11 protein-coding genes are annotated in these 13,513 nt (G+C 42.3%); 5 read left to right on the plus strand and 6 right to left on the minus strand.

What is annotated here, in order from left to right; genetic code table 11:
* Positions 1–175: 175 nt before the first annotated feature.
* The gene (locus U5J89_RS06515; RefSeq protein WP_322574796.1) at positions 176–2,173 is read right to left on the minus strand and encodes a BspA family leucine-rich repeat surface protein; all 1,998 of its coding nucleotides are present in this window, start codon (positions 2,171–2,173) and stop codon (positions 176–178) included.
* A 352-nt stretch (positions 2,174–2,525) separates the two neighbouring features.
* A complete protein-coding gene (locus U5J89_RS06520; RefSeq protein WP_322574797.1) occupies positions 2,526–3,320 on the minus strand; it encodes a patatin-like phospholipase family protein in 795 nt (264 codons plus the stop codon).
* Between the two features lie 151 nt (positions 3,321–3,471).
* Between U5J89_RS06520 and U5J89_RS06525 the strand changes: the two genes are divergently transcribed.
* The 5 genes from U5J89_RS06525 (at position 3,472) to U5J89_RS06545 (ending at position 8,124) form a co-directional block, all read left to right on the plus strand.
* Positions 3,472–4,398 carry a VOC family protein gene (locus U5J89_RS06525; protein WP_322574798.1) on the plus strand — a complete coding sequence of 309 codons (927 nt, stop codon included), beginning with the start codon at positions 3,472–3,474 and terminating at the stop codon, positions 4,396–4,398.
* An 11-nt stretch (positions 4,399–4,409) separates the two neighbouring features.
* Positions 4,410–5,342: a ring-cleaving dioxygenase gene (locus U5J89_RS06530; protein WP_322574799.1), complete on the plus strand. Its 933-nt coding sequence runs from the start codon at positions 4,410–4,412 to the stop codon at positions 5,340–5,342.
* Between the two features lie 101 nt (positions 5,343–5,443).
* Positions 5,444–6,109: an alpha/beta hydrolase gene (locus U5J89_RS06535; protein WP_322574800.1), complete on the plus strand. Its 666-nt coding sequence runs from the start codon at positions 5,444–5,446 to the stop codon at positions 6,107–6,109.
* A 65-nt stretch (positions 6,110–6,174) separates the two neighbouring features.
* On the plus strand, positions 6,175–7,422 hold the full coding sequence (locus tag U5J89_RS06540; RefSeq protein WP_322574801.1) for a hypothetical protein: 1,248 nt from the start codon (positions 6,175–6,177) through the stop codon (positions 7,420–7,422).
* Between the two features lie 393 nt (positions 7,423–7,815).
* Entirely contained in the window at positions 7,816–8,124 is a 309-nt protein-coding gene (locus U5J89_RS06545; RefSeq protein WP_322574802.1) for a GIY-YIG nuclease family protein, read from the plus strand.
* A gap of 323 nt (positions 8,125–8,447) precedes the next feature.
* On the opposite strand, the gene U5J89_RS06550 is transcribed toward U5J89_RS06545, so the two are convergent.
* The 4 genes from U5J89_RS06550 to dnaX form a co-directional block, all read right to left on the minus strand.
* Entirely contained in the window at positions 8,448–10,337 is a 1,890-nt protein-coding gene (locus U5J89_RS06550; RefSeq protein ID WP_322574803.1) for a M1 family metallopeptidase, read from the minus strand.
* A gap of 78 nt (positions 10,338–10,415) precedes the next feature.
* Positions 10,416–11,024, minus strand: coding sequence for a recombination mediator RecR (gene recR, locus U5J89_RS06555; protein WP_322574804.1), 609 nt, complete (start codon positions 11,022–11,024; stop codon positions 10,416–10,418).
* A gap of 97 nt (positions 11,025–11,121) precedes the next feature.
* Complete coding sequence (locus tag U5J89_RS06560) at positions 11,122–11,466, minus strand: YbaB/EbfC family nucleoid-associated protein (RefSeq protein ID WP_322574805.1); 345 nt, start codon at positions 11,464–11,466, stop codon at positions 11,122–11,124.
* Positions 11,467–11,547: 81 nt separating this feature from the next.
* On the minus strand, positions 11,548–13,503 hold the full coding sequence (gene dnaX / locus U5J89_RS06565) for a DNA polymerase III subunit gamma/tau (protein WP_322574806.1): 1,956 nt from the start codon (positions 13,501–13,503) through the stop codon (positions 11,548–11,550).
* Positions 13,504–13,513 lie beyond the last annotated feature (10 nt).

A 13,513-nucleotide genomic window follows, 5' to 3' on the forward strand; every position in this document is an offset into this window, starting at 1 on the left:
CAGGCTTATTTATTTTATAAAGCTTGCTTAAGCAAGCTTTAATAAGATTAGCCTACTTATTTTATCGTTGGGTCACTATTACATTCATCCGACTGCACACTCAGCATTCGGATGAAATTCTATCAAATAAGAAAAGGCGGCCCAATAGCCGCCTTTTCTTATGATTGGATTAAATTTACGAAGGGCAAGTACCCCATTCAGGCTTGTTGCTTTCTGCTAAAGCACTGCCGTCAGAAAAGCTAACCGGTTCATCTGAAATATTTTCAACACACCATTCGGTGAGGTCTCCATTAAAGACAGAAGCATTTTCAAACATATTACTCATATCTCCCACACTGCTGACATCCCATAGACTTATGCTGCTACTAAATGAAGAAGCTTTAAAGAACATCCCACTCATATCATATACCCCGGACACATCCCAGCTTCCTATATTTCCATTAAACGAAGTAGCCTCGGCAAACATCGAACCCATATCTTCTACACTGCTAACATCCCAGTTATTTAACCCCCAATTAAAGGACTCCGCACCCCAAAACATTTGATACATATTTTTTACACTGCTGACATCCCAGTTGCCGATATTTTGATCAAACACTGTTGCGCCATGAAACATCCCATGCATATCTACAACATTACCTACATCCCAGCTACCGATATCACCATTGAAGGAAGAAGCATTCTGAAACATTTCATTCATCACCGTAACACTAGAAACATCCCAGTTATTTAAATCTTGATTGAACGATGAAGCATTATCAAACATTAAATCTATCTCCCATACATTAGACACATCCCAACTTCCTATATCACGATTAAAGGATGTAGCATCATGAAACATAGCACTCATATCCGAAACACTGGATACATCCCATCCACTAATATCTCCATTAAAGTCAGTAGCCTCATCAAACATTCTTGCCATATTCTGCACACCAGACACATCCCAGCTGCTGATATCACCATTGAAGGACGTGGCACCGGCAAACATTGTTTGCATCTTGTTTACTGTGGTGACATCCCAATTGTTGAGATCCTGATCAAAAGAAGAAGCTCCAAAAAACATTCCGACCATATTCATCACGTTGGAAACATCCCAGCTGCTAATATCCCCATTAAAATCGGTAGCACCATCAAACATGGATTCCATACGTGTTACACTGCTGACATCCCAACCGCTAAGATCTTGATTAAAGGAGGTAGCGTCACGAAACATATCATTCATGTTTGTCACGTTAGAGACATCCCAACTTCCTATGTTGCCATTAAAGATGTCGGCCTCAACAAACATTTGTTCCATATCTTCTACGGATGAGACATCCCAATGACTGAGATCACCATTAAAAGAGGTAGCACCATCGAACATGCGATACATGCTGGTTACACTACTGACATCCCAGTGACTAATATTACCATTAAAGGTTGACGCATCCTGAAATAACTCATGCATACCTATAATGTCTGAAGTACAGGTAGTTTCTACATTGGAAGTAGTAATCTGGGACTTGTCACGCTTGGTATAGGTAACCCCATCCACCGTTCCGGTATCACCCACCTCAGCGTTTTCACATTTTATGGTAACCCCGTTTTCAGCCACATAGAATTTTGCTTGTTTCTCCTCAAAAACGGCCGTTACTTCTTTGGGTTCATCTACTGTAATTTGCTTGGGATTTTCCGAGCCAGTTAGATCTCCGGTCCATTCAGAGAATTTATATCCATCCCCCGGTTCTGCGGTAAGCTCCACAACGGTGCCGTGCTCATACTCTTTTGACGTCTGCTCTACAACTTCTTCGGCAACCTGACCTTCGCCCTCGGTATTTATCGTAAGCTGATAGGATTTTAATTCAAAGGTGGCCGTCAGCTCGTAATCCTGGTCCACCGTAAGCGATAGAGGATTCTCTGGACTCTCCACATCCCCAGTCCATTCGGTAAACACATATTCGTCATTGGGCATCGCTTCCACTTCAATCTCTTCTCCTTCATCGTAAGAATCCTCCAGATCAGAAATGCTTCCGGCATCAGAAGGATCCATATCCACGGAAATGGTATAAGTGGTTGGCTCGCTGTTGTTGCCATCATCCTCGTCCGTATCGGGCCCCGTGCTCGACTCTCCGCATGCGGCAAGTGTTATCGTGATCATGGTTACAATAGAAATGTATAGTAGTCGTCTCATAGTAGTTAGCCTCTCTTTTGGCTGATTAATAAACGTTAGTATCCCAAACTTTTCTAAACTGAATAGTTTATTAAACTAATACTAACAGAAAAAAAGCAGCTTGTAAAATTTTGAGCATATATACCATGCTAAAAGACTGTCATTCTTCTTCTTGGGTACTCATTTAATGAGGTCTCAAGTACTTTTATCAGTTTCAAAATATTCTTCAGTATTGCTAAAACATCTTACTATATCCACTAAAATGTGGTTAAAGCCATAAGCCTGATCAATAAATAGCCTTGCTTGGTCAAGCTTCTGGCACATTTATCACTAATTCTACCGAGGAGGTAATGACACATGAACATCCTATTCATTAGTTCCCATATACTTCCAAGGATTCTACTGCAGCCTGATACCCCCGCTCAATCATTTTGGTCGTGCCTTTGGTATCACTGCGACTAAACTCCGCTAAATTCGGTTGAATAAGCAGGTCAATTTCATTCGTATTAACATTGGCTAAATGCTTTAGCGCAATTTCCAGCGTATTATTCAGGATATCTAAAATATTTTCCGGACGCTCATAATTGCGGTGGGCATTTAAGTCAACGCCAATGGTGTATTCTGCTCCAAACGACTGAATAGCTGATAGTGGCACGCTCTCCTTTAATCCACCATCAACAAGAAGACGTCCGTCGAATGTGACAGGCTCAAAAAGCACGGGAATACAGGTACTGGCTTTAACTGCTTCGGAAACATCTCCCTCACTAATAATTACTTTTTCTCCTGTTGATATATCTGTGGCTACGACCGAAAATGGAATTTGGGCCTCATCAAACTGAACATCCCCCAAATGGGTATCGATCAGCTTACCCATGGCATGATTTGTAAGCAATCCCATTTTGGAAAGAGTTAAACCAGACACATCAGGCCAGTCAAGCTCCAGGGCAATATCTTTAATTTCATCTACCGGCATCCCAAAGGAATAAAACGCTCCCACCATTGCTCCAATGCTTGTACCCGCTATGCAATCAACTTCAATTTTAGATTCCTCTAACGCCCGCAGCACACCTACATGAGCAGCGCCCAAGGTTGCTCCACCTCCCAATGCCAGTCCTAGTTTCTTCTCTCTTTTTTTGCTATTCCAAAGCTTTTCAATCATTTCTTTCATTTGTGGTCTGCCATCTTCAAAAGTCAACGAGTAATTTTATTACTTTATGAGTGTACAAAATAGATAGACAAAATTGGAATTATTTAGGCTTCATATTAATTTAACATTGAACTAATATCAGTATTGAAATCCGCGGGATAAAATCACAACCATGGCAGAAAAAGGTATACATCATATTACAGCAGTAGCTGGAAATCCTAATGAGAATTATAAATTTTATACCCAAGTTCTGGGTCTGCGGTTGGTAAAGAAAACCGTAAATTTTGATGATCCTTCCGTTTATCATCTTTATTATGGAAATGAGTCCGGGGATCCCGGAAGTATTCTCACTTTTTTTCCCTGGAAACATCTACAAGATGGTGATCCCGATCGCGGACAAGTTGTAGCCGTTTCCTTTTCAATTCCTACCGGCTCAAAGGCTTTTTGGCTTGATCACCTTCGCGACCATAACCTTGATATTGAAGAACCTTTCTCTCGCTTCGGAAAAGAAGTCATTGGACTGCAAGATCCCGATGGACTGCATCTTGAACTCGTCCTCGATCCAACAGCAAATAATTTTGAAGGCTGGCCTGAGGGCCCAATCCCAGAGGAGCATACCATCCGTGGCTTGCATGGGGCAACCCTGGCAGAAGAAAACTATTCCGGAGCAGGAAGACTGCTCGAAGAAGATTTGGGATTTAAGCTAACCAATCAGTTAGAATCCCGGTATCTGTATGAAACAGATGCTGACTTTGGATCTGTAATTGAAATTATTGATGGGTTCGATCTCAATGGACGTCCGGGCAAAGGCACCGTGCACCACATCGCTTTTAGAGTAAAAGATGAGAAAGAGCAAGATTCACTGAGAAAGCAATTGCTAAACAAAGGGTATTATCTTACCGAAGTAAAAGATCGCGACTACTTTAAATCGGTCTATTTCCACGAACCGGGCGGCATTCTGTTTGAAATTGCTACCGATCCACCCGGCTTTACCAAGGACGAACCATTGGATGAACTTGGGTCTTCACTAAAGCTGCCTAAATGGCTTGAAAATGAACGAAACATTATTGAAGAGGAATTACCAAAACTAAACAATTAGTTAATTTTATCATGTCTAATCACAGAGGCCTTCATCATATTTCAGTTATCGCCAGTGACCCTCAGGACAACTACGATTTTTATGTCAAAAAGCTGGGCATGCGGATGGTTAAGAAAACGGTTAATCAAGATGACCCTACGAAATATCACCTATTTTATGCCAACGCAGAGGGTGGTCCAGGATCCAGCCTCACCTTTTTCCCGTGGCCGCGCGCCCGACAGGGAACCCCCGGATCGGGAGAAGCAACTGAGGTTTCGCTGGTGGTTCCCAAAAGTTCTCAGGATTACTGGCAAGAACGACTGGAGGAACAAAACATCCCTCACAGCAAACCCTTTGATCGCTTCGGAAAAACACACATTTCCTTCAAGGATCCCGATGGACTTCAGCTTCACCTGGTTTTTGATAATATTGAAGTGAGTCTCAAATCTTGGGACAAATCCTCTGTCCCTAATGAGCATCAAATCCAGGGTTTTTGGAGTACTACCTTGAAGTTAGATTGCGTTGAACAAACCGAAGAAATTGTAACTTCCGTATTAGGATTTAAAAAGGTCGATACTGAAAATAACTTGACGTTGTACAATACTGACAGCAAGCTTGGTCATAGTCTGATCATAGAAAAGGTAGAATCCCAATCCGGTCAAAATGGAGCCGGCATTGTCCACCATGTGGCCTTTCAAAGCAAAGACGAGGAAGATCTTACGGAGATGCGCTTTGAAGTCATCCGGAAAGGGTTACAGCCTACTGAAATTATCGATCGACACTTTTTTAAATCAGTTTATTTTCGAACACCCGGCGGTGTTCTTTTTGAAATGGCTACCCACGGACCGGGCTATTTTGTTAACTCTGACCCTCATGAAGATCAGACCGAAAAGCTAGAACTTACGCCCTGGCACGAACCAAAACGAGAACAAATCGAAGCCGCCCTGCCATCTATTAATACGTAATAAAAGTCCCTCTTACGCGCCCCGAGTAATTCGGTGGGAAAAGAGGGATTTAGGAAAATTGATTACAACAATTCATTCTCTAACTATAATAAAAAATAAACATGCCTTTATTCCGAGTCGATCCTGAAAATCCTTTTAGCGGTCCACATCAAAATCAGCAAATTGTTACCGGCGGCGTGGATCTGGATGAGGCAAAAATGGCTATGATCTTAATCCATGGTCGTGGCGCATCGGCCCAGAGCATGCTGATGTTTGCTGACGAATTTGAAGCAGAGCAAATCCATTATCGTGCAATCCAAGCAGAGGGACATACATGGTATTCCCGCTCTTTTATGGCACCTAAGGAAATGAATCAACCGGGTATTAAAAGCGGGCTCCAAGCCATTTATGACCAGATTGCAGAACTTAATAATATTGGAATCCCAACCAACAAAGTCGTGCTATTGGGCTTTTCCCAGGGCGCATGCCTGACAACCGAATTTGCTGCCCGGCATCCCCAACAATTCGCAGGCATAGTAGGACTTAGCGGAGGATTAATCGGGGATGAAATCAACCTTCAAAACTATAAGGGATCGATGAAACAAACACCGGTGTTTTTAGGATGCAGTGATCGTGATCCCCATATTCCGCAGGAGCGTGTTGATCTTACTGAAGAAATATTTCAAAAGATTGGCGCTAATGTCACAAAGAAAATTTACGTAGGCATGGGGCACACCGTAAACCAAGATGAAATTGCCCATGTCAATCAAATTCTATCATCTTCATAGCGATTTTTTATCTGCACAATATTCATACGAATCTGCTCAATCAAACATTAATTAAGCCAACTATTGTGACTTTACAATCCGCATTTTTTGAAAAGTATTTACGCAATAACAACTCAATATTTTTGATCACTTTCTTCCTGCTGATTATTTCCGCTACCTCCACATTTGCCAATGCTGAAGATTCAGATCCCTCTATCTTGGATTCCGGGGTGTTGACTGTAGCCAGTGAGGATACCAGCAACTACCTGAATATCGGCGGAGCCCTACGTTATAATCTCTACCTTGAAGATTATGGCGGTTCCATTGGGGAATCAGACAGTCAATTCACTTTTGATTTGTGGCGGATTAATGTAGAAGGACGTGCCGAAGGGATTAATATTAACTTTGAGTATCGGTTTTATCCCACTTTCGGGACACACTTTATCAAGCAGGGGTGGCTGGGCTATGACTTCTCAAAACAAACTAATCTGCAAGTGGGAGTCACCCAAGTACCTTTCGGACTGCTTCAGTATGCTTCTCACAACTGGTGGTTTCAACTGCCCTATTACCTGGGCTTGGAAGACGATCATGATATGGGATTCAAACTAACAACAGCCCGCGGCAATTGGAATTTCCATCTTGCTTATTTTATGCAGGCCGACCCCAACGGTGTTGCCCAGTTTGCTCCACAAAACACCGCAAGGTATTCGTATGATATTGTCCCATCTCAAAATCAAAGCAACGCTGAAACCAGTCAATTCAATCTTCGAACCACCTATAATTTACAACATAGCTCATCCAGCAATACTGAACTCGGAGCTTCCGTGCAATATGGTGGAATCTATAATTCTGAACTTGATGCTGTCTCCGATCACTTTGCCATTGCACCACATATCGACGGGACGTACGGCAATTTTAATATTAAGACCGAATATATCTACTATAATCACAACGCAAAAAACGATGCGAGTAATAACACTAACATTGTTCGAATGGCAGCCTACGGAGTAGCTCCATACGATGTGGCTGCCGAAGGAAATATGTATGTACTCGGTGTTTCGTACTCTAAAGATGTCGATTGGGGTCCGGTTTCGAATCTTACCTTCTACGATAACTATACCTATCTGGATAAGTCTAATGAAACCTTCACCGATTCCCAGCATAATGTTCTTGGAGTGATGGTCACAGCGGGAAAAGTATATACGTATTTCGATATTGCCTCAGGAAAAAACCAGCCCTGGCTGACAGATACCTTCGGAGAAGGATTAGGAGCTGGTGTTATTGATCCCCGCTGGAATACACGTTTTAATATCAATATCGGCTATTATTTTTAAACACTTACCAAGCTTTCAATGAAAGCTTGATTGCCCTTATTGTTATTGTCATTTCGAACAGCGCAGCACCGTGAGAAATCTATGTTTTGAATAATGAGAAACAAGGATCTCTCACTAACGTTCGAGATGACAAATCAGGTTATTGTAGTTATCCAATTGTTGTTGTCCTTTCGAATGAAGTGCAAACGAAATGACAACTCTATGTTTTTACTGCTACTGTATGATAGTTGTTCAAAACACAGATCTCACACGCCGTTCAAGATGACAAGCTTTATTAATATAACTGCTAAGACTATTATTATTTCAAACGTTATTAAGAAATTCTAGTACTAAAAAACTGTAAGGATTAAACCTTTCTGAGATCTTACTATAAACTTCAGGAGAGGATAATTTATGCCTTACTACGTCTATATTACAACTAATCCCGGTAGAACCACTTTGTATATTGGCATGACAAATGAATTAAGCAAACGCTTAAAAGAGCACTATGAAAATCGAGGAGATCCTAAAACTTTTGCCGGACGATACTATTGTTATAAGCTGATATACTATGAAGCTTATAAAACATCTCAAGAAGCGATTGAGCGAGAAAAAGAATTAAAGAAATGGCGCCGGAAGAAGAAAGAAACACTCATCAACAACGTAAATCCCAATTGGAAATTTTTGAATTATAAAGATGATTTCCGAGTGGGAAGGATTTAGTTTTTTTCATTTCGAAAGAATCATGGTTTATCTTTTCTCTATTAAAGAACTCTCGCACATTCTCTAAATGACATCATCCAATTATTACATAAGTGTGTTGTCATTTCGAACAAGCGTAGTGCTGTGAGAAATCTTTGTTTTGAATAATGGGAGAACAAGGATCTCTCGCTTACGCTCGAGATGACGAATTTGGTTATTAGTACTTCCAATTTTAGTTCTCATATCGAATGAAGTACAAACGAAATGAGAAATCTATGTTGCGAGTAAAAAAAGAAAAGCCCGGATGAGAAACCCGGGCTTTAAAATCAAAAAGGATTATTCAATTACTTAGCCGGCTGTAAATATTCGTCCATCGTAATAACATTGTTATCGCGATTGATATCAGCCATGCGCTTGGTGGGATCAATCTCAACACGCTTAATCTCTTTCGCCGGACGAGGAACTTCTACTGTATATGTTGGATTCACCCACGGCCAATCCTTCTTGATAGTGCGAGGAATATCAGGATTTTCATTGGGCTTGGTATTCCGCATAATTCGCATCGGAATATAAAACTGCTCCTTACTGCCATCCTCATAGGTAACCATAAGGTCAACCGGCATTGGCATCAGGTCTTCCCGTTTTAATGTTACGTAGGTTGATCCGTCAACACCGAGCAGCGATGCTATTCCGTAGTCAATATGCTTGGTACTCTCGATAAAATATTGATAGTACCAGTCCAGTACCATATTCGACTCTTCTTCCATCACACGCAGAAAGTCACGTCCATCGGGATGTTTGAACTTCCACATATTAAAATAACGCTTTATACCTTTATCAAATGTTTCGCCACCTACAATATATCGCAATTGATTTAGAAATACGGCTCCAGTTGAATAAACGGCGGTGCCGTAAGCACGATTGGTATGATAGTGGTCGGCATGCGTATCAAGTGCTTCCTGCTTGCCATCTTCTATAATATTGAAATAGGATTTATACGAACGCTGATGTAAGTTTTCGCCCTGTCCATTATTAAACAGCTCATCCATAACAATTGCTGAGGCATACGTGGTAAAACCCTCATCCATCCAAGGATACCGGCTTTCGTTATTAGCTAACACGCCTTGATACCATGCATGAATTAACTCGTGAACCGAGACACCTACCAAGCTTCCAAATGAGCGGTTACCTGTAATGAGTGTGGCCATTGGGTATTCCATGCCACCATCGCCGCCTTGAATAAACGAATATTTATCATAGGGATACTCCCCAAAGTGCTCATTCATATATTCAAAAGCTCTTATCGCATATTCGGGCAGCCGCTCCCAGTTTTCACGCAATTGCTCCTGGGAGTAACGATCGGCATTAACGGCGACGGTATCTTTTTGATAAAAGAAATGGAGTTTCGTTCCATTAGAAAGCTCGGCCTTGGTGTGGGTAAAATCTGGATCGGCGCCCCACATAAAGTCATGAACCTTATCTGCTTTCCAATGCCAGGTTAATTTTTCTGAATCCGGACGATCATACGTTTCGGCATAACCGTGACCAATTTCTTCGGGATTTTGCAGGTGCCCCGTTGACCCCATGACATATGAGCTGTCAATAGAAATCTCGACATCAAAACTACCCCAGACACCGTGGAATTCTCGTCCTACATAAGGATTGGAATGCCAGCCATTGTCATCATATTCCGAAATTTTGGGATACCACTGACTCATCGAAAATTCCACGCCTTCTTTATTCATCCATCCACTGCGACGAATTTGCCGCGGCACCTGGCTTTCAAACTCCATATCAAAAACTGTGGATTCTCCGGGCGCAATAGGTTTATTCAGAGTAACTTCCATGATGGTGCCCTCAACATTGTATGAAACGGCATCACCATCCTGTTTTAGACTATTAATATGATGGTAGCCGATCTCATCTTTGGGCAATTTCTGAATGCGATCACGAACGCGACTATCCGGATCTTCGATCGTACGCGAACGCACATCCATCATGCTGTTAGGTTGAAAAGCATTGAAATACAAATGGTAGAACACCCGGTGTAACGTATCAGGCGAATTGTTGTGATACGTCAGCTTTTGGGTTCCCGTAAATTGATGGTCTTCGACATCAACGTCGATATCCATTTCATACTCTACCTCTTGCTGCCAGTAATTTTCATCCTGTGCTTGGGCAGAGAACGTTATCCCCAAAAATAGTAGCGGTAAAAGTAAATGTCGTAATTTCATAATATCGTTTTTTGATTAATTATTTGATACCAAACATGAAAAGCAGTCAAACTCACGAAGCTAAGTTTTCAATTGTTATTAAAACGTATTTCGACTTGCAAAAGCCCGTCCCAGCGTAGCTTCGTCAATAAATTCGAGCTCTGTTCCCATCGGAATGCCATATGCAATGCGCGTTACTTTTACTTCATCAAAAGGTTTAAGCAACTTGTTTATATAGTAGGATGTTGCTTCGCCTTCCGAGTCGGGATTGAGCGCTAATATCACTTCATCAATCTCTTCGTCATCCTCGTTGATCCGCTGCATAAGCTGTTTAATGCGAACATCATCAGGACCAATATTATCGAGTGGAGAAATAACCCCACCGAGTACGTGATAACGACCGCGAAACTCATTGGTTTTTTCAATCAGAAACACATCCTGCGATTCTTCAACAACACAAATTTGTCCGGTTTCACGTTTTGCATTTTGGCAAATGGAACAGGGATCCCCGTCGCTAATTACGCCGCAGGTAGAACAACGAGTAATAGATTTTTTGAGACTTATCAACGCCTCCGCCAAATTGATCACCGACTCATCATTTTGCTTCAGCAGAAACAATGCAATGCGTCGCGCCGACTTGCGTCCCGTTCCCGGAAGCTTGGCCAACTGTTCAATAGCCTGCTCCAGTATTTCTGATGTTCCTTCCATGTAGCAATTATTTTTAAAAAGCTACGTGTCACCCTGAATTTATTTCAGGGTCTGTTAATATAATAGATGCTGAAACGAGTTCAGCATGACACGATAATTAAAGTCCCAATTTGCTCAGATCCATACCGGGCATTCCGCCGCCGGGAAGAATATCTTTATAAGTTTCCTGCATGCGTTCCTGGGCAGCTTCTTCGGCTTTATCCAGCGCCTTGTTAACACCGGCCACTACCAGATCTTCCATCATCTCAGCATCTTCAGGATCAATAACATCCTTATCCAGCTTGATACTCAAAATTTGGCGCTTGCCGTTTGCTTTTACTTTAACCATACCACCACCGGCTTCAGCCTCAACTTCAAGTTTGGCAAGTTCCTGTTTTGCTTCTTCCACTTTTTCTTGCAGCTCGGAAAATTTCCCGAACATGTTAGCCATATTTTGATTCATAACAATAGGTTTTAGCGTTTTGAAATGTTTAATTCATCCAACACAATCTGTCATCGATTGTAATAAGATAAGAGTCTTAGTCTACTGATTTAAATTATAATCCAATTCGGCGCCAAAGAGTTCAACCAGCTTCTTGATCGTGGGATCGCGCTCCTGAAGTTTTTTAAACCGCTCATACGGACTCATAGAATCCTCCTTATTTTTCTCCTGCTTTTTAACAATACAGGTAAGATTGAGAAAAGCTCCAATTTCGTCCTCCAAAAGCTTACCGAGCCGACGCCGGTTTTCATCCACAATCTTTTTGGCAAAATCATCATTAGCCCGAAGTTTCAAATCCCCATTTTTTAATTCAACAGGGTCAACACGCTGCATCTGAAAGTAAAGCATTTGCGGTACGTGATCACGAAGATTGTCCAAATAATCCTCCCAGCAATCTTTTATTTCTTGCAGGGAAACATCTTTGGGAGCACGTTTTGTTGCCGTTGCGGTTTCACTTTTAGCACTCTGTTGTGGTTCTGATGTTTTATTCTCATTCCCATTTTGCGGTTTGGGATTGCCCAACGACGAAGCCCCAAACAGATTATCAAACTCATCATCTTCATCAACCTGAGGTTCCTCTTCTTTGGCCGATACCTCGTTTGTTACCGGCTGTTGCTCTTTAGAATTGAGATCCTCACTGGGCGAAGCCTGTCCATTTGAATCGGACGGCGTCGGAGTCTCACCGGTTATATCTGTTGATTCTTCAGTAATTTCCTTTGGATCATACTCCGATTTTTCCTCATGTGAGGTGGATTGATCGGTTGTATCAGAAGTCAAACTTGTTGATGCAGATTCAGACTCGGTACTTGTTTGTTCTTTTTTCTCTTTCGAAATTTCTCCATCCGTACCTGTGTCGGCCGATACAGGAAGCTTAGAATTATTTAGCTTTTTTTTTAACTGCTCCAGTTCAGTCAGCAACGTGTTCAGCTTTTGAGTGCGCTCCATATGGATAAGCTTGAGGAGCGTTATCTCAAACTGGATTTTAGGCTGATGAGCTTCTTTAATCTTGTACTGTGCCTCACTTACAATGTGAAGCATCCGCATCAGATCGTCTTCCGTAAAAGTATTTGCAGATTCCCGATAACGTTTCTTCGTATCGGGCGATGCTTCGACCAAGTGCATTTGCTCCGAACTCTTGGCCACATAAAGATTCCGCAAGTGCTCGGTTAACCCAACCAGGTATTCCTGAATATCATAGCCTTCCTGCAGCAACTCGTTGATCAACTCCAGCCCGTGACTAGCATCCTGCTTCTCTACTGCATCCATAAAGTCGAACATGCGCTCGGTACTAACCACATTGAGCGCCCGGAGCAGCTCTTCATGCTGAATGTTATTGCCGCAAAAAGCGATGGCCTGATCCATTAGGCCGAGAGCATCTCGCAGGGCTCCGTCCGCTTTTTTGGCAATCACATGGAGTGATTCCTCATCGATGTTAATGCCTTCGTTTCTAGCCACGTTGGAAAGACGCTCCACAATTTGGTCAACGCTGATGCGTTTAAAATCGAAGCGCTGAACACGCGATAATATAGTTGGCAGTACTTTATGGGGCTCGGTCGTGGCAAAAATAAAGATTACATGATCGGGCGGCTCTTCCAGCGTTTTGAGCAGGGCGTTAAACGCCGACTTGCTAAGCATGTGAACCTCATCGATGATATAGATCTTATAGCGACCGTTTTGTGGAGGAATACGTACCCGTTCGCGCAGATCGCGGATATCATCAACGCTGTTATTCGAAGCCGCATCAATTTCAACAACGTTAAGAGTCTGATTTAAGGATTCACCATCCAGCTCGCGGTCAATGTCATTCACCGTTCGCGCCAGCACACGTGCCATCGTGGTTTTACCCACTCCGCGCGGACCACAAAACATGTAGGCATGAGCCAGTCGATTCTTTTTGATCGCATTTTTGAGCGTACTGCTCACATGTTCCTGTGATACAATATCGTCAAAAGAAGTGGGGCGATAGGTACGTGTTAACGCGCGATAATTATCAGACATCAGAGGCTCT

Origin of the sequence: Fodinibius sp. (assembly GCF_034521915.1) — a bacterium.
Taxonomy (GTDB): domain Bacteria; phylum Bacteroidota; class Rhodothermia; order Balneolales; family Balneolaceae; genus Fodinibius.